This is a genomic window from Flavisolibacter tropicus, assembly GCF_001644645.1.
Taxonomy (GTDB): domain Bacteria; phylum Bacteroidota; class Bacteroidia; order Chitinophagales; family Chitinophagaceae; genus Flavisolibacter; species Flavisolibacter tropicus.
On sequence record NZ_CP011390.1, the window covers coordinates 263,937 to 281,414 of the forward strand.

Below are 17,478 nucleotides of genomic sequence, written 5' to 3' on the forward strand. Positions count from 1 at the left end.
TACTTATATTAACAGATTAGCTTAAACGAGTATCGCGAATAGCCTCTGATAACTGCGACTCTATTTCATACAACCATCGTAGTGAACCTGGGGTAAGCTTCCAGTTACTTTCTTTTGCACGAATTAAACTAAAGGAAATATCCTTCTTATTTTCATCTTTTGATGTAATAAAGAATTTAACACCATTTACGTTTTCCATCCGTGTAAATACAAACTGCCTGGTTTCATTTCCGACTGCAATTTCTTTAACAAACCTGTCCATGTTTTAAAGCTTTAGGATGAAGCAATGTGCACAATAAAAAACCCCGGTTGACCGGGGTTTTATTATAAATACTTAGATCAATACCTGTTTTTGTTATAACTGTTGCTATTATTAAAATTACGGGCTGGTCTATCTTCTTTAGGTTTAGCTTCCATTACTTTAATAGTTCTGCCATCAACGGTTGCTTCATTTAATTCAGCAATAGCCTTTTGAGACGCTGCGGCATCGCTCATTTCTACAAAGCCAAAGCCTTTTGAACGGCCAGTTTCCCTGTCGATAATGATTTTAGCGGAAGTAACCTCACCATAAGGTGTAAAAAATTCTTTTAAGTCTTCATCCTGTACGTTGAAGCTTAAGTTTGAAACGTAAATGTTCATTCTTGAAATAATAAATAGATTAAAAGGTATCTGAGGAAGGCGAGGAGTAAAAATTAACTAAGATGCAGATGAAGCAGGATAATTATTGAATACTAATGCGAGACTCAAATTAACTTGGTGAAGATAGGCATTTTATAATGAATAGCTATACTTCAAATCACAAAGAATACACAATGTCTCTTTTCACTGATTTTAGTAGTGTTAACAGTCAGGGATAAGTTGACTTGCACAGACATGATTCTATCACGATTATTAAGGGATACGCATCTTGCATAAACTGGCTAATGTGATTGTATAAAGGAATTATAATTATTGAAAGCTAAAGAACAGCGTAACCACTAATAAATAATGGCTGCTTGTTAATGTATTACATGTCTTTAGCATTAAGCTGAGTGCACTCTTTCGAAAATAAAAACCATTTCCTTTATTGTAGTCTTTTTATGGTTTTTATTATTTCATCAACTAATGGATGTGTTCCAATTGTTTCAGTCTTTGCATCTTTATCTATTTTATTGAATTGGCGAATGAAGCCATAGGGTTTAACCTGATTAGCGTAGATGTCCAGAGAGGTAACATACCTAAACTGTTCATCATTCCATTCCAATTCAATGTAATTATACATGCCATATGATCTATTCTTAGCAATAATAACTTGTGGAAACTGTTCCTGTATCTTCTCAATAATTACTTGTGGCTCCATTTTGCAAAGAAAAGGCTTTAAACTTTAGTAAAGGTGACAGATCAGGGTCACAGCCGTGCCTCCAATGCTAGGCCAAAGTGTGTTGGCTAGGATAGGGCGTTGCACATTGAACACCGTGTCCCTCTCTGCTCACAAAAGCCATACAGAGGAGACACGGCTGGGACAGAAATGACTGTATTTTTCCTTAGTTCTGTTTTATAAGGATACAAGAATGCAAGTAGCCTTACTGACTATGACTGCCACCGTGTCCATTGCCACGCACAGGGCCTGGATAAGAAGATACGGCGCTTATCTAAACCTATCTAGCGGTTCAGCACAAGTACGCTCGGCTGCAAAGGCTTGGCTGCATACTTGCGCCAGATGTTGGGACACGGCTGGGACCGAAAAACCTCATTAAATCCCTATCTCAATCTCTTCTATTAATTGGGAAGAAAAGTCTAACTCCTTAATTAGATCATTTAGTACTTCTAAAGCTTCTCTTTTAGCTTTCTTGTATGTTGGAGTTACATTTGGCATTGCCTGCAATGATAATCGAAATGAAGAAGTTCCTTCAATCGCATAAATTATTTGAGCTTTTAGTGCAATTAAAGACGTTCTTATTACCTGAACTTCATCTGATCCTCCGGCAAGAGATGTCAATACAGAATAAGCACTTGTAAATAACTTAATTCCAATTTCAAAAGATTCTTTATAGAGAGATATTTCAATTTTAGTTCTTTTTACATAAGTAGTTAAATCTATGCTTACCTTATCCATTATTTTCTTTATCTCTTTGCTTCTCGCTTCTAAAGACCAGCCTTGAGTTCTATTTATGGCATCGGTTCTTTCATTTGTCTTTTCAGAAAGTTCATTCAAAAACTTGGACATATTTTGTAGTGTATGAGCACTATCAATAATCTTTTCTAGTGAAAGTTCAAGACTTTCGGCAAGGCCAATTTCTTCTGTTTGTTCATCTTCAATTATTGTCACGGGAGCTTCAATGGAAAGGACTTCTGTTTTGGGCTCAGTTATTTTAGGGGTATTAGGATTTATAGAATCTTCCTTTTCTTTTGTTTTAACTAAAGAGGTTATTGCATTATTTAGATGAATTCTTAATAATTGGGTAAATTCTGCAGAATCTTTATATGACCCATATAAACCACCTTTTTCATTTAATTCATGTTTGAAATCTTTGACAAACTTTATTTGCTCAATGTCAATGTTGTCGGGGAGAATAGGTGCATTTTTAAAGTAAAACATTATTTTAATGTCTTTGCCACCTGTTTCTTTCCATCTTTTATAAGCTCTTAAAAATTCCTCTTTAGTTCCGGAGTCTGCTCTATCGGTAGGTGAACCAAATCTACTCCACATAATACCAATAAAAATATCGTAGTCATCATTGATTTGGGTATTTATTACTTCTTGAGCATCCGTGCCAAAGCTCGGGTATGTATGTGTTTCCCACTTTACAAGTTCAAGTTATATAGATAGGAAATTTGCTGTAGTTAAATTAAATTCTCTAACAACTCCTTCTAAAGCTTCTCTTTCTTCTTTTACATCAGAGGGAGATGCAACAAAAACATTATAAAGTGTTATGTTTTTAGCCATATTACAATAGTTAGTTTGGTAATTAGATTATTGAAAATATGAAAATGGAGAAAATGATAATTGGAAAAACAAAAACCCCTTATCAAACTCACGCCTGACAAGGGGTTTAAAACTTCTTTGTGATCCGGATTGGATTCAAACCAATGACCTACTGCTTAGAAGGCAGTTGCTCTATTCAGCTGAGCTACCGGACCTTAAGGGGCAGCAAAGATAAGGATTGAAACTATTTTGCAAAAAGGAATTATGCAAATTGGAAACTATCCAGGAACATTTCCACTTTATTAACAGGTAAATCGGCTATGTTGGATACATAGACAACCGACATAATGCGTCCATTGGTCCAGCCTTTCAGCTTCCAATCCACTTCGGCGGCGTCCTGCCAGTAGTCCACAATGCCGCGGGCCTGGCTGTTGTTTTTGGGCATGTGGCCAAAACATAGGCCTGCCGTGTAGTCAACACTATATGATTTTTGTAGTGTTTGCATGAAAAATGCAAGGTTTTTTTCCGCTTCTGCCAGATTGTCTAGCTGCTCTTTTAATACAACGGTCACGCAGCCATAAGTAACACCATTATCCTCCGTTTCTGCGAAATACATTAAGTCGCCGTTCTTGGTATAGGACGGGCGGAAAGCGCCAGGATCATGGGGAAGAAGAAGAGTGCAGCCGCTGCGGCCAATGACGTATTTACTAAAACCATACGGATTGGGCTTTTTACGGCTTAAAATAAGCGTTGTAGCCAGGATTAATAGCAGGTTTTCCATAGTGAATCGAATAGGATTTAATTGGTAGCTGTAAGATATAATTTATTTTCGCCGCGATGATTGCGCATTCTACATTTTTCTATGGAACGGGTCATTTGACCGTCCAACAAGCGATTGCTATAGGTACAGGCCTCCAAAAGGGTGATTTGAGTCAAGAAACAATAGCCCGAATTGAGCAAAGTCAGCGCCACGTGCAGGAAATGACGGAAGCTGGCCGTACTGTATATGGTGTAACTACCGGTTTTGGCATCTTGGCCAATAAAAAAATCAGTGAGGCCGATGCCGCCTTATTACAGTATAAGATCTTACAAAGTCATAGTGTGGGTGTAGGTAATCCTATACCGGAGGAAGTAGCCAAGATCATGCTGATCACTAAGGTGCATGCATTAGCGCAAGGTTTTTCGGGTGTGCAGCTGCAAACCATTCAGCGTATCATCTGGCACATACAAAACGATGTGATTCCGGTAGTACCAGAGAAGGGTAGCGTAGGGGCTTCCGGCGATCTGGCACCTCTGGCGCATTTGTTCCTGCCACTGATAGGCTTAGGCGAAGTTTTCTATAAAGGCAATAAGTATAAGTCGGCCGAGATCTTAAACCAGTTTGACCTGCAATCCATTCCATTGGGCCCTAAAGAAGGATTGGCCCTGATCAACGGTACGCAGTTTATCTTATCCTTTGCTGTAAAAGCGGTGCAGCGTATGCACAACTGCCTGGAAGCGGCCGATATTATTGGTGCGATGAGCCTGGAAGCCCTTACAGGTACCAAGGCGCCGTTTGATGAACGCCTGCATGGTCTGCGTCCATTTAAAGGCAATCTATTGGTAGCGCAGCGCTTACGCTTGTTGTTACAGCAATCTGATATCATGCAAAGCCACGTTGATTGTGGTCGTGTGCAGGATCCTTATTCGTTACGCTGTATGCCGCAGGTTCATGGTGCTTCAAGAAATGCCTGGCTGCATTTAAAAGAGCTGACAGAAATAGAACTGAATGCCGTAACCGATAACCCGGTTGTATTTGGTGCAGAAGATACCATCAGTGGTGGTAACTTCCATGGTCAACCGCTGGCCTTACCATTAGACTATGCCTGCTTTGCTGCTGCCGAAATTGGCAATATCTCTGATAGAAGATGTTATTTGTTATTAGAAGGTAAGTGGGGCTTGCCTATGCTGCTGATGAATGATGTGGGCTTGAACAGTGGTTTTATGATCCCGCAGTATACAACAGCCGCATTGGTTACCGAGAATAAAACGCTTTGCTTCCCTAGTAGTGCGGATAGCATTCCTACCTCTTTGGGTCAGGAAGATCACGTTAGTATGGGTAGTATCAGCGGCCGGAAAGTAAACCGTGTTATTGATAACCTGGAATACATTCTGGCCATTGAGTTGCTGAGTGCCTGCCAGGCTATTGAGTTTCGCCGCCCATTAAAGAGTAGCGCCCTGTTAGAATTTGCGCATGGCTTTGTGCGTGAGCATGTAAGCTTTGCAGAAGAGGACCGCATCTTTGCTGAGGATATCAACGCCATTAAACACATTATATCCGACTTCTCTTTTGTAGAGAAAGTGAATGGCTTTGCAGAGGAAAAGGGCGTTGGGCTGAATAAAGGGTTTGAGGCCTTTGGCCTGTAGTTTCGCACAGAGAAAAGGAGAATAGGAGAAGAATATTGAACAAGGAACAAGGAATGATGAATTTTGAAGGAATTGGGAATGAGGGAAGGAATGATGAATAGTGAGTGATGAGTAAGGAGAGAAGGAATGTTCACTGCTCAATTTTCAATACTCAATGATCAATGTAGAGCGAAGGAAGGAGGGAGAAGGGCTGTTATTTCTAAAGTGGTTCAAAATAAAAAAGAAATAAAAAACGATTGTAACTTAAATAAATTGCTATGTCTACAACGACTATAACAAAGTATGATCCTGTAAAGTATAAAACACCTACAGGAAGTCAACTACAGTGTAAAGGCTGGATTCAGGAAGCCGCTTTACGCATGTTACTAAATAATCTAAATCCAGAAGTAGCCGAGCGCCCAGACGACTTGATCGTTTACGGTGGAAGAGGAAAGGCAGCACGTGATTTTGATGCACTGGATAAGATCATTGCCGGATTAAAGATCCTGGAAAACGACGAAAGCTTATTGGTACAAAGTGGTAAGCCGGTTGGCATATTGAAAACGCATAAAGATGCACCACGTGTGTTGATCTCTAACTCACAATTGGTACCCAACTGGGCCAACTGGCAGCATTTTGAAGAGTTGGAGAAAAAAGGGCTGATGATGTATGGCCAAATGACAGCGGGTAGCTGGATCTATATTGGTTCACAAGGTATCGTTCAGGGAACGTATGAAACCTTTGCTGCTATTGCAGATAAGCATTTTGGTGGTACATTGAAAGGTACACTAAGTGTAACAGCGGGTCTTGGTGGTATGGGTGGCGCTCAACCACTTTCTATCACCATGAACGAAGGTGTTTGTTTGGCTGCTGAAGTAGAACGTTGGAGAATTGAAAAGCGCATTGAAACGCGTTATTGCGATGTGTTGATCGAAGATATTGATGCTGCAATTGATAGAGCGTTAGAAGCCAAGCAAAATGGTGAGGCATTATCCATAGGTGTATTGTGTAATGCCGTGCATTTGTTGGAGCGCATGTTGGAGCGAAATATAATCCCTGATATATTGACCGACCAAACATCTGCACATGATCCGTTAATTGGTTACTGGCCACATGAGATCTCTTATGAGCAAGCCAAGGTATTAAGAGATGAAAATCCTAAGCAATACTTAGAGTATGCCTACACTTCTATGTACAGACATGTAGAACTAATGTTGGAATTACAGAAGCGTGGTGCCATTACGTTTGACTATGGTAATAACATTCGTGCAAGGGCTAAAGAAAAAGGATTGACTAATGCTTTTGACTTTCCCGGTTTTGTACCTGCTTATATCCGTCCACTATTCTGTGAAGGAAAAGGACCGTTCCGTTGGGCAGCTTTAAGTGGCGATCCAGAGGATATTGCCGTAACGGATAAAGTAATTGCTGAACTCTTTCCTGAGAATGCTTCTTTACAACGTTGGTTGAAGTTGGCGAAAGAAAAGATCGCGTTTCAAGGCTTGCCAGCACGTATTTGCTGGTTAGGGCAAGGCGAGCGTGAGAAAGCGGGACTAGCTTTTAATGAGTTGGTGCGTACTGGTAAAGTAAAAGCGCCCATTGTTATTGGACGTGATCACTTAGATACAGGTTCTGTTGCTTCACCTAATCGTGAAACAGAAGCGATGATGGATGGTAGTGATGCGGTAGCTGACTGGCCAATATTAAACGCATTGGTCAATACAGCTGGTGGTGCTTCGTGGGTAAGCTTACATCATGGCGGTGGTGTAGGTATGGGGTATAGCATACATGCCGGTATGGTGATCGTAGCCGATGGTACAGACGATGCTGCAGCTCGTTTAAGCCGCGTATTACGTAATGATCCAGGTATGGGTGTTATTCGTCATGCAGATGCTGGTTATGAATTGGCTAAAGAAACAGCGAAGGCAAATGGCCTTGATGTAATTGATCGTTTGAAAGCATAGAGGGGAATTAGCTGATTAGCTGATGTGAAGATTAGCTAATGAATAATGAACAAGGAACAAGGAAGGAAGAAGGAAGAAGGAAGAAGTGGAGGAAATGTTTAATGCTCAATGATTAGTAATGAATAATGATTGAAAAAATAATGTACGTGTTAAAGCACTCCGTTGGTGGAGTGCTTTTCTATTTATGGACATATCCTTTCTTCTCCTTTTCTCCTTTCCTCTGCGCGAAACCAATAGCGCGCAGCGCTCCCCCTTAGGGGCCGGGGGCGTGTGAGGCTTGCTGCGTGCAGCGAACAGCTTGTAGCGGGTAGCTTGTATTTGCCAATTATAAAGCAATTAGAATCCCCATAGAATGCAGTTAGAATCGCGAAAAATGGCTTCTAATGGTCTAATTTTTGGACCCTATATGGCAATAGATTGTTTGCAGTATATGGGAAGACTCATCATTATTTCTAATCGATTACCTTTTTCGATTGATAAAACCGGAGAGGGATTAATTGTTCGGCAGAGTTCGGGTGGACTGGTGTCGGCTCTGAAAAGCTTTTTTGAAAGGAGAGGTACAGATAGTTTTGCCAATCAATATAGTGAAGAGATTTGGGTAGGTAGTGTTGATTCTACAGAAGAGGATTGGCGTTCAGCAGAGGCAGAAGGATTGATTGATGCTGACTTCATCATTGAGCCTATTTTCCCTCCTCCAGCTCTTTATAATGGCTATTATACTGGCTTTTCCAATTCTGCTATTTGGCCATTGTTTCATTATTTTCCTACGTTGGTTGAATACAAAAAAGAATATTTTGAGGCCTATCTAAAGGTCAATCAACTTTTTGCTGATAAGATCGCTTCTATTTACGAGCCAGGCGATGTAATATGGGTACATGACTATCAATTGATGTTATTACCCAACATGCTTCGGCAGCGAATGCCAGAGGCTTCTATCGGGTTCTTTTTGCATATTCCTTTTCCTTCGTATGAGATCTTTCGTCTGATGCCATCAGATTGGAAGAGGGCCCTATTGGAAGGATTGTTAGGGGCTGATCTGGTCGGTTTTCATACATATGATTATGTACAACATTTCGTACAATCAGCTAAGATGATTGTAAAAGTAGAAAGCCAGTTCAATACCATTTATTATAACAACCGGGTAGTAAAGGCTGATCAGTTTCCTATAGGAATTGATTATGAAAAATTCAGAGATGCCAGTTTAGATGAAACAGTAGTAGGGATCAGTAGTGCTTTAGAGGAAAAATTCTATGATCAGAAGATCCTATTTTCTGTAGACCGGCTTGACTATACCAAAGGATTGGAACATCGGTTAGAAAGCTTTGAAATATTTTTAGCCTTATATCCGGAGTGGAGAGAACGTGTGGTATTTATACTAAATGTAATTCCTTCCCGCGATTCGATACCTACTTACAATGAGCGGCGAAAATTAATTGAAGAGCGTGTCAGTACTATAAATGGTAAATATTCAACACTGCAGTGGCAACCTTTAATTTATAGATATAATCATCTTTCTTTTGATGAGTTATGCGCCTTATACCAAGTGGCCGATGTGGCATTAATTACCCCATTGCGCGATGGTATGAACTTAGTGGCAAAAGAATACATTGCCAGCTGCATTGATAAAGGGGTATTGATCTTAAGTGAACTTACAGGTGCCGCTAGCGAGCTAAATGAAGCATTGATTGTAAACCCTACAGATACCACAGAGGTGGCCAACGCTATCAATCAGGCTTTGATTATGCCACTGATGGAACAGCGCTCGCGTCTATCTTATATGCAACGCCGCCTAGCAGAATATGATGTTTTACGTTGGTTGAAAGACTTCCTGGAGCAATTAAGTGCTTCTAAAAAAGATCAGGATGCACTACGTATCAACATCCTGAAGGAAGAAACAATTCAGGAAATGCTGTATCAGTATTCACAAGCAAATAAACGGAGCTTGCTTCTGGATTATGATGGAACCCTGGCGCCTTTTCAAAAGATACCCTCAATGGCAGCGCCTAGTACAGAGCTTTTGCAGTTGCTGGATGATCTGACAATTGATCCAGCTAACGAGGTGGTTATCATTAGTGGTCGAGACATGAATACCTTAGATAAGTGGTTGGGGCACCTGCCAGTGAACATGATTGCAGAACATGGCGCCTGTATCAAGCATAAAGGGGAGAAATGGAAAGAAGTAATTACCATGTCAACTGAGTGGAAAGAGCAGGTAAGACCACTAATGCAGCTCTTTGTGGATCGCTGTGCCGGCTCCTTTATTGAAGAAAAGAAAAGCACCTTAGCATGGCATTACCGCAATACCTATCCAGAATTAGGCTTTATGCGTTCCCGTGAATTACGTAATAGCTTATTGCAGCTTACGGCTAATACATCATTGCAGGTAATAGATGGCAATCGTGTTTTAGAAGTGCGCATGGTAGGTGTAGATAAGGGGGCTTCTTCTATACAGATGATCAACTACCTGAACCCTGATTTTATATTATGTATTGGCGATGATACAACCGATGAAGATATGTTTCGTGCATTGTCAGACAGGGGGTATACCATAAAGGTAGGTCGTGGCAATACGGCTGCTCAGCATACTTTATTATCACAACGGGAAGTGTATCCATTTCTAAGGCGTTTTATTTTGCCGGTTAAAACGGAGTTCTATAACTATTCAAAAATTGGATAGGAACCATGCAGGCTATGTTCCCGCCTGCATGGTATTGGTCATACTATTCGATGACTTTAATTCTTTCGTTTCTTTAATGATCGCTGCTATCAGGTGCAGCGGTATTATCACCCTGTCGGGCCGATTGTTTAATTCTATATTAAAGCGGTATAATGCTTTTTGTAATAAAAGTGTTTGTCCTAAAATGCGTAGATCCTGTTTGTCTTTTGGAACAAAAGACGAGCCCTTTACTTTATTCAAGTAAGCCTTTATGAAGAAAGAACTCATGTAGTAAGCCCATAGTCTTGCGAAAGGCAATAAGCCAGCTCGCTCTTCTGCTGTTACATGCGGATTGGTAAAGAACCCCTCATAAGCTACATAATAAAAAGAGCAAACCATATCGGCTACATCTCTTAATGGTGAGCGTTTTATCCGTCGCTCACTAAAACTACGCATGGGGTCACCACCAAAGTCTTGTATCACCAGGTCTTTGCCCGTTAATAAAACCTTGTCTAAATGAAAGTTGCCGTGATGCCGCACCTTTACTACATTCAGTTTTTTAGCATAGATGCGTTTCAACATATTAAGAAGGTGATCTTTACTATGAAACATTTCATTGGCTTCTTGTTTTACATCAATGGGCAAGTCGTCAAAGTGTTTTTGTAAACTTTGAAAGCTTTCTCTTACTAATGATTGCATAGCAGAAAAAAGCGAGCGTTGGTAGTGTAAAGAGAACTCCTCCGGTTGAAAGTCTGTATTGGGAATAGCTGCCAACGCTACATGCATTTCACCCGTGCGCTCGCCCAATAGTTTAGCAAAGTCGGCTGCTCTGTTACCTAGTAATACTTGTAAATGCTCAGGTAGCTCTTCAAAGCTCAAAGGTTCTATTAGGCTCCCATAACGTTCCGCTGGATTTAGAAAGTTCCTGTCCCGGGCAAGTATGCGTTCAATGTAATTATTGATACGCTCTAGCATGTAGGAATAACCGGTACCATGGTTCTCAATCAGCTCTTGCACCATTCCTAAAACAATCACCTCTTTTTCTAATTGCCATTCTATAGCACCAAGATATTTTGGTATGTGTTCAAATAAGTTTCGGGTAGAGAGGTAAGAGGTTGTTTCCACATCGGGATTGATGCTTTTATCTACTTCCCGATACATTTTTAAGAAGAAGGATTGGTTATAAGTTATCGAAGTATTGTTTTCATCTACCGTATGGATCTTCGATTTTACATGCGTGGACTCTTCGGGCCGAAACGCCAGACGGGTTGTTATTTTAAAATTTAGTTTACCTGTGGTTGTGGTTAACTGTTTTCCTTCTGCCAAGCTATTGATAAGAAACTGTTGGTAAAAAGGAAAATAGAAGGCATCGCATAATACGGTGAATTCACCGTCGGGCCGTAAGAAGGCTAAAACAGCCTCAGGAGTTTCTTCTACCAGCTTTCTCGCATCCACTCCCTCACAAATGGTAACAGCTAATTGATAATTCTCCGGAAGACCACTTTCATAAGCTACTTCTAGTATAAGTAAAATAGCTTGTGCTTCTACAAGAGGTATACTTGTTTTATGTGATATGGTAATGCTGTATATCGTTCGGTTCTTTCCTTTGAACCAGGACCTTTTTTGTAAAAAAGTAGGCAGCACTATTTCTGTCAGCTCTTTGAGATTGCGGCTTTCAAATACACTTTCCAAACTGTCTGCTTGTATGGTTGGTAGTGTTTTTTTGTCTTCTGTTTGTGCATACGCTTTTTGCAGTATAAACCATTGAAACGAATGGGGGCTTAGTGTAAAGAAATAAGGAGTGTTCTCCTTTATGGCTGGAAACTGGTTCTTGCTGAATGCCTCTACAGGTATATTACCTTTAAAAGCTTTGAGGTCAATTTCAGCCGGCTGTGCGTACTTGGCTAAGTTGGCAACGATCAATAAGGTCTCATCTTGGTAAGTGCGGGTAAATGCAAGCACTTTTGGATTTTCTACGTGAAGAAACTGCATATCGCCGCGGCCAAAGGCTTTATGGTTTTTACGCATGTTGATTATACGCTTCATAAACCAGAACAAAGACGATGTGTTGCGACGTTGCATTTCTACATTCACAGACTCATAGCTATACTCCGGATCCAGGATCACGGGCAGGTACAACGATTGTGGATTGGCCTCTGAAAAGCCAGCATTTCTATCGGCAGACCATTGCATAGGGGTGCGTACACCGTCCCGATCGCCCAAGTAAAAATTATCGCCCATGCCTATTTCATCTCCATAATAGATTACGGGTGTTCCTGGCAAAGAAAAAAGTAAGGAATTCATTAACTCAATCTTGCGCAGGCTGTTATCCATAAGGGGCGCCAATCGATGCCGGATACCTAAATTGATTTTTGCTTTAGGGTCTTTGGCATAAACTTTATACATAAAATCCCGCTCTTCATCGGTCACCATTTCAAGGGTAAGCTCATCATGATTGCGCAGAAAGATGGCCCACTGACACGTAGGCGGAATTGGTGGCGTTTGGTCAAAAATATCAGTAATAGGGTAGCGGTCTTCCTGTTGCATGGCCATAAACATGCGAGGCATTACCGGAAAGTGATAATTCATGTGGCATTCGTCACCATCTCCAAAATAGGAGGCTGAATCTTCTGGCCACATATTGGCCTCAGCCAAAAACACAGTACCTGGGTAATGGGTATCTACATGATGACGCAGCTTCTTTAAAAAAGCGTGTGTTTCTGGCAGGTTTTCTCCATTGGTGCCTTCCCGTTCAAAAAGATAGGGGACCGCATCCAGTCGAAATCCGTCTACTCCCATACTGCACCAATAATCCATGATCTTAAAGATCTCCTCCTGAACAATTGGGTTGTCATAATTCAGATCGGGTTGGTGATGAAAGAACCGATGCCAGTAATATTGTTGAGCTACTGGGTCCCAGGTCCAGTTGGAAGCCTCAAAATCCTGAAAAATGATACGTACGTCTTTATATTGGGTTGGGTCGTCGCTCCATACATAGAACTCTCGTTCTATTGAGCCTTTGTGGGCTGAGCGTGCCCGCTGAAACCAAGGATGTTGATCGGATGTGTGGTTGATCACCAGTTCAGTGATCACCTTTAAATTACGTTTGTGGGCCTCCGCTAGAAAAGCCTTGAATTGATCAAGGGTGCCATAGCTGTTATTGATACTATAATAGTCCGCAATGTCATAGCCATCGTCTTTCAAAGGCGATGGATAAAAAGGTAAGACCCAAATCGCGGTAATACCAAGATCCTGCAGGTAGTCCAGTTTGTCTAATAAGCCCTGAAAATCGCCTATTCCGTCTCCATTGCTGTCGCGAAACGCTTTGATATGCAACTCGTAAATAATGGCGTCTTTATACCAATGTAACTTATCATCAATCACAGAATTATTTGTTGCCATAGTGTTTGCTTAAAGTTTCCTGATTCTGGCTGAGCCAATTGTTGGTATTGCAGAAAATACCATGCCTATAAATTTGAATGAAGTGGCTGATGGTCAATGTCAAATTGCCATTTATTATTAAATGCGGCGTTAAGGTGCATTGTTTTTTTGGAAGCATATTGAAATATGGAAATGGATTTATAAGGCTGTACATTAGCAGCGTTATGGCAACACTGTTTACGAACATTCACACATTGGTAAATATTAGAGAAAATGCCGCGCTTTTGCGAGGAAAAGAGTTATCGTATTTACCAAGTATTGAAAATGCTTTTTTGATTGTAGAAGGCGATAGGATAGTAGCTTATGGCCCAATGAGTGAATTAAAGTTCAAGCCTTCCGATTTTGCGTTTCATATAAACGCAAAGGGTAAAATGGTCTTGCCATCCTGGTGCGATAGTCATACTCATATTGTGTTTGCCGGAAGTAGGGAGAATGAGTTTGTAGATAAGATCAAGGGATTGAGTTATGCAGAAATAGCGGCCAAAGGCGGTGGTATTTTGAACTCGGCCCGCAAACTCAATGAAACATCGGAAGATGAACTGTTTAATCAATCCTATGCCCGCTTACAGGATTTGATCAAGTTAGGAACAGGGGCCATTGAAATAAAGAGTGGTTATGGCTTGACCAAAGAAGGGGAGCTGAAGATGTTGCGCGTGATTCGCCGACTTAAACAAACTTCAAGCCTGCCAATAAAAGCTAGTTTTCTGGGTGCCCATACAATACCACTGGACTATAAGGAAAATAAAGAGGGGTATATAGAGCTGATCATTAACGAGATGCTACCCATTATAGGACAGGAAGGGCTTGCTGATTATATTGATGTTTTTTGTGAAACCGGATTTTATACACCAGAAGATACAGAACGTATCATCAAGGCTGGAAAACAATACGGACTAAAGGCCAAAATTCATGCTAACCAATTAAATCTTTCTGGCGGTGTGCAGGTAGGTGTAAAAATGGGGGCCATCTCTGTTGATCATTTGGAAACTATGGATGAGGATGCCATTCAAACATTGGCAGCTTCTTCAACCATTGGAACCTTATTGCCAACAGCTGCTTTCTTTTTACGAATGCCTTTTCAACCGGCGCGACAACTGATTGATGCCAATTGTGCTATTGCGTTGGCTTCAGACTTTAACCCAGGTTCATCGCCTTCTGGAAACATGAATTTGGTGGTAGCTATGAGTTGTATTCAAATGCGGATGCTACCTGAAGAAGCGATTAATGCAGCTACTATAAACGGTGCCTTTGCTATGGAACTTGAAAATGAAGTAGGCAGTATTACAGTAGGGAAGAAGGCTAACTTCATTTTAACCAAGCCAGTGCCTTCTATTGCTTATTTGCCTTATGCATTCGGTTCTAATTTAATTGAAAGAGTAATGTTGAATGGGGAATGGGTAAATAGCTAACAATAATTTTTGAGTTATGCACTATGTAAGTACAGAATGGCTGCTAATAATTTTATGTTGTCTTGTAGTGCTTTCTTATCTCTTTTCCATTGTAAGTAGGAAAATTAGAGTTCCATCTGTTTTATTGCTCTTGTTTGCAGGAATAGGCCTACGCTTTTTAGCACTGGCCTATAATATTGTGATCCCTTTGCCGGGACAAATCATTGAAGCCCTTGGTGTGGTTGGCTTGATCATGATTGTATTGGAGGCAGGCTTGGATTTGAAGATTGAAAAAGAAAAGATCGGCCTCATACGATATTCATTTTTTACAGCGCTATTTATATTAATCTTTTCAACTGCAATAGTTACAGGCATATTGTATTATTGGTTACGGGAAGATCTGGTAAAGTCGTTGGTTTATGCCATTCCCTTATGTATCATGAGCAGTTCTATTGTACTTCCAAGTATTCACCATCTAACGGAACGCAAAAGAGAGTTTTTGATTTATGAGGCCTCTTTTTCTGATATACTTGGCATTATCTTCTTCAACTATTTTATCGCTAAGGAAGTATTAACGCTGTATTCGTTTGGCTTATTTGGCTTCAATTTTATCGTATCAATCATCCTTTCCTTTTTTCTGTCCATAGCCTTGTTTTTTATTCTAAGGCGAACACACTTGGAAGTGAAGTTCTTTTTGATCTTCTCGTTGCTGGTTCTAATTTATGCTGGCGGTAAACTGTTGCACTTGCCTTCTTTAATGATCATTTTAGCCTTTGGCTTGTTAATCAATAATTGGGAAGGTATTCAAAAGCTGCCCGCAGTTAATAAGATTGCCCATTGGGAAATGGGGAGCATACGTTCATCCTTGCATTCTATTACCGCAGAATCCTCTTTCCTGGTACGAACGTTTTTCTTCCTGCTTTTTGGCTTTTCTATTGACCTGAAGTTTTTATATGAGGTAGAAGTATGGATGGTAGGAAGCCTGATTGTAATTGGCCTTTTTTTGATTCGTCTTTTATATTTACGGTTCTCTTTTAAGACAACTATTTTTCCAGAGAGTTTCTTTATACCACGTGGTTTAATTACTATTGTTCTGTTTTATAAGATACCTGCGCATTTGAAATTAGCCAACTTTAATGATGGTATCTTATTTTTTGTAGTACTATCAACAAGTATCATTTTAGCCTTGGGTATGTTGTTTTACAAAGCCTCGGGCACAGATGTAATAGAAGAACCTCAATTTGCTGAACGAAAAGAATTATTATGAACACACCCCATTTTAAGTTTTATACGAAAGAAGACATCTTGTCCATTACCCGTTTACGTCGCTATGAAACTAAATTAGGCGAACGTGTAGAAGTGTTGGGAGATGACCATTCCCCGGAAGCTTTTCAACGACTAAATGCAGAATATGTAATCATTGGTGTGCCTGAAGATATTGGTGTGCAAGCCAATATGGGAGTAGCCGGGGCCAGTACAACATGGGTGCCCTTTCTGCAATCGTTTTTGAATATTCAGAGCAATGATTTTTTGAATGGTGATGAAGTTGCAGTTATCGGTCATTTTGATTTTAGTGACCTGCAGGCTTTAATTGTTAGTAATGCCCAGACAGAAGAAGAAAGGGTAGAAGCGTTTCGCCATGCAGTAAATACCATTGATGAAGAAGTGGAAAAATTGGTAAAAGCTATTGTAGCTGCCGAACGTATTCCTATTGTAATTGGTGGTGGACATAACAATGCCTATCCTTTGCTTAAAGGAGCCGCTAAAGGCTTGAATGCCGCCCAGATCATAGATATGCCTCAGATCAATTGTGTAAACCTGGATGCGCATGCTGATTATCGTCCTGCAGAGGGGCGTCATAGCGGTAATGCCTTTCGTTATGCAGAGGAAGATGGTTTCTTGCAGAAGTATTGTGTGATAGGATTACAGGAGAATTACCTGCAACAAAATGTATGGATGGATATTGTCAATAATCCTTTCTTCGATTGTATAACCTTTGAAGACATCTTCATACATGAAAAACAAAACTTCCGTCAGGCGGTTTCCCACGCTATTGGTTTTACGGATGATAATTATGTGGGCGTAGAACTGGATCTGGATGCTATTGAAGATGTATTAAGTAGTGCCTATACTCCTAGTGGTATTAGCTCTTTTCAAGCTCGCCAGTATGTAACACAGTGTGCAGCGCAGGCAAAAACCGCCTATTTACATATTTGTGAGGGAGCTGCTAAATTGACCAATGGAAAAGCTGACGAAGCAACGGGTAAGTTAATTAGTTACCTCGTCAGCGATTTTATTAAGTCGAATGCTGCGCCTAAGGACTAAACCTGTAAATACTGCGCATAGGCATAGCCTTCTTCGCCATCTTTACTACGTACCAGCCACCACTGTTCGTTGGCTTTACTGATGACGGTTACGGTTTCGCCATGCGCAGCCTTTCCTACAATGGGCTGGTCTGTGCCTGGCCCTTTACGGATATTAAGGTTAGACGACTCCGTTACTACTTTTGCCTGTGTTCCAGTATTAACGTTGGAGTTAATATTAAGTACCAGGTCTCCCGCTCTGAAGTCGGGGTCTATTTGGTTATAGATATTCCAGAGCTGGTCTTTAACAGCCCCACTAGGTGCCGTACCATCTATATACAATACATTATTTTGTTCCCTTACCTGTAAGTCGGTAACACCTGCTTGTTGAGCAGCCGTGATGAGTTGTTGGTATTTTGATTGAAGTGCCATATCGCCT

Annotated in this window: 14 protein-coding genes and 1 tRNA gene; 6 read left to right on the forward strand and 9 right to left on the reverse strand. The window is 40.7% G+C overall.

The annotated features are described in order from the left end of the window. Nucleotides 1-16 precede the first annotated feature (16 nt). From SY85_RS00990 to SY85_RS01015, 7 genes are all read right to left on the reverse strand, one after another. Complete coding sequence (locus tag SY85_RS00990; protein WP_066401364.1) at nt 17-262, reverse strand: hypothetical protein; 246 nt, start codon at nt 260-262, stop codon at nt 17-19. Nucleotides 263-339: 77 nt separating this feature from the next. Beyond that, on the reverse strand, nt 340-639 hold the full coding sequence (locus tag SY85_RS00995) for an RNA recognition motif domain-containing protein (RefSeq protein WP_066401365.1): 300 nt from the start codon (nt 637-639) through the stop codon (nt 340-342). A gap of 424 nt (nt 640-1,063) precedes the next feature. Then, nucleotides 1,064-1,339 (reverse strand): hypothetical protein, encoded by a 276-nt coding sequence (locus tag SY85_RS01000; protein WP_066401366.1) that lies wholly within the window; start codon nt 1,337-1,339, stop codon nt 1,064-1,066. A 393-nt stretch (nt 1,340-1,732) separates the two neighbouring features. After that, on the reverse strand, nt 1,733-2,689 hold the full coding sequence (locus SY85_RS01005; protein WP_066401367.1) for a hypothetical protein: 957 nt from the start codon (nt 2,687-2,689) through the stop codon (nt 1,733-1,735). 108 nt (nt 2,690-2,797) lie between these two features. Continuing rightward, nucleotides 2,798-2,926: a hypothetical protein gene (locus SY85_RS26100; RefSeq protein ID WP_257739097.1), complete on the reverse strand. Its 129-nt coding sequence runs from the start codon at nt 2,924-2,926 to the stop codon at nt 2,798-2,800. A gap of 120 nt (nt 2,927-3,046) precedes the next feature. Beyond that, nucleotides 3,047-3,120: transfer RNA gene (locus SY85_RS01010), tRNA-Arg, on the reverse strand. 47 nt (nt 3,121-3,167) lie between these two features. Further along, on the reverse strand, nt 3,168-3,686 hold the full coding sequence (locus SY85_RS01015; protein WP_066401368.1) for a hypothetical protein: 519 nt from the start codon (nt 3,684-3,686) through the stop codon (nt 3,168-3,170). Between the two features lie 56 nt (nt 3,687-3,742). Between SY85_RS01015 and hutH the strand changes: the two genes are divergently transcribed. The 3 genes from hutH to SY85_RS01030 all read left to right on the forward strand — a co-directional run bounded on the left by hutH (nt 3,743) and on the right by SY85_RS01030 (nt 9,928). Then, nucleotides 3,743-5,311: a histidine ammonia-lyase gene (hutH, locus tag SY85_RS01020; protein ID WP_066401369.1), complete on the forward strand. Its 1,569-nt coding sequence runs from the start codon at nt 3,743-3,745 to the stop codon at nt 5,309-5,311. A gap of 257 nt (nt 5,312-5,568) precedes the next feature. Then, nucleotides 5,569-7,251, forward strand: coding sequence for a urocanate hydratase (gene hutU, locus SY85_RS01025; RefSeq protein WP_066401370.1), 1,683 nt, complete (start codon nt 5,569-5,571; stop codon nt 7,249-7,251). A gap of 352 nt (nt 7,252-7,603) precedes the next feature. Then, complete coding sequence (locus SY85_RS01030) at nt 7,604-9,928, forward strand: bifunctional alpha,alpha-trehalose-phosphate synthase (UDP-forming)/trehalose-phosphatase (RefSeq protein WP_226998966.1); 2,325 nt, start codon at nt 7,604-7,606, stop codon at nt 9,926-9,928. 12 nt (nt 9,929-9,940) lie between these two features. Here SY85_RS01030 and treS read toward each other — a convergent pair whose 3' ends face one another. Next, nucleotides 9,941-13,309, reverse strand: a complete 3,369-nt coding sequence (treS, locus tag SY85_RS01035) for a maltose alpha-D-glucosyltransferase (protein ID WP_066401371.1) — start codon at nt 13,307-13,309, stop codon at nt 9,941-9,943. Nucleotides 13,310-13,512: 203 nt separating this feature from the next. Between treS and hutI the strand changes: the two genes are divergently transcribed. The 3 genes from hutI to SY85_RS01050 are packed head-to-tail and all read left to right on the forward strand — an operon-like array spanning nt 13,513 to nt 17,061. After that, the gene (gene hutI, locus SY85_RS01040; protein WP_066409197.1) at nt 13,513-14,757 is read left to right on the forward strand and encodes an imidazolonepropionase; all 1,245 of its coding nucleotides are present in this window, start codon (nt 13,513-13,515) and stop codon (nt 14,755-14,757) included. A gap of 16 nt (nt 14,758-14,773) precedes the next feature. After that, nucleotides 14,774-16,003, forward strand: a complete 1,230-nt coding sequence (locus SY85_RS01045) for a cation:proton antiporter domain-containing protein (protein WP_066401372.1) — start codon at nt 14,774-14,776, stop codon at nt 16,001-16,003. Then, entirely contained in the window at nt 16,000-17,061 is a 1,062-nt protein-coding gene (locus SY85_RS01050; RefSeq protein WP_066401373.1) for a formimidoylglutamase, read from the forward strand. The genes SY85_RS01045 and SY85_RS01050 overlap by 4 nt, the downstream gene beginning before the upstream one ends. Here the strand turns inward: SY85_RS01050 and SY85_RS01055 are convergent. Further along, nucleotides 17,058-17,471: an SH3 domain-containing protein gene (locus SY85_RS01055; RefSeq protein ID WP_066401374.1), complete on the reverse strand. Its 414-nt coding sequence runs from the start codon at nt 17,469-17,471 to the stop codon at nt 17,058-17,060. The genes SY85_RS01050 and SY85_RS01055 overlap by 4 nt on opposite strands. Between the last annotated feature and the right edge of the window lie 7 nt (nt 17,472-17,478).

What these genes read in the sequence shown, in the direction of transcription:
- SY85_RS01030 (WP_226998966.1), top strand. Translation starts at nt 7,604, where the DNA reads ATGCAGTTAGAATCGCGAAAAATGGCTTCTAATGGTCTAATTTTTGGA.
- SY85_RS26100 (WP_257739097.1), bottom strand. Translation starts at nt 2,926, where the DNA reads ATGGCTAAAAACATAACACTTTATAATGTTTTTGTTGCATCTCCCTCT.
- SY85_RS01055 (WP_066401374.1), bottom strand. Translation starts at nt 17,471, where the DNA reads ATGGCACTTCAATCAAAATACCAACAACTCATCACGGCTGCTCAACAA.
- SY85_RS01015 (WP_066401368.1), bottom strand. Translation starts at nt 3,686, where the DNA reads ATGGAAAACCTGCTATTAATCCTGGCTACAACGCTTATTTTAAGCCGT.
- SY85_RS00995 (WP_066401365.1), bottom strand. Translation starts at nt 639, where the DNA reads ATGAACATTTACGTTTCAAACTTAAGCTTCAACGTACAGGATGAAGAC.
- hutU (WP_066401370.1), top strand. Translation starts at nt 5,569, where the DNA reads ATGTCTACAACGACTATAACAAAGTATGATCCTGTAAAGTATAAAACA.
- SY85_RS01050 (WP_066401373.1), top strand. Translation starts at nt 16,000, where the DNA reads ATGAACACACCCCATTTTAAGTTTTATACGAAAGAAGACATCTTGTCC.
- treS (WP_066401371.1), bottom strand. Translation starts at nt 13,309, where the DNA reads ATGGCAACAAATAATTCTGTGATTGATGATAAGTTACATTGGTATAAA.
- SY85_RS01045 (WP_066401372.1), top strand. Translation starts at nt 14,774, where the DNA reads ATGCACTATGTAAGTACAGAATGGCTGCTAATAATTTTATGTTGTCTT.
- hutI (WP_066409197.1), top strand. Translation starts at nt 13,513, where the DNA reads ATGGCAACACTGTTTACGAACATTCACACATTGGTAAATATTAGAGAA.
- SY85_RS00990 (WP_066401364.1), bottom strand. Translation starts at nt 262, where the DNA reads ATGGACAGGTTTGTTAAAGAAATTGCAGTCGGAAATGAAACCAGGCAG.
- hutH (WP_066401369.1), top strand. Translation starts at nt 3,743, where the DNA reads ATGATTGCGCATTCTACATTTTTCTATGGAACGGGTCATTTGACCGTC.
- SY85_RS01000 (WP_066401366.1), bottom strand. Translation starts at nt 1,339, where the DNA reads ATGGAGCCACAAGTAATTATTGAGAAGATACAGGAACAGTTTCCACAA.
- SY85_RS01005 (WP_066401367.1), bottom strand. Translation starts at nt 2,689, where the DNA reads ATGTGGAGTAGATTTGGTTCACCTACCGATAGAGCAGACTCCGGAACT.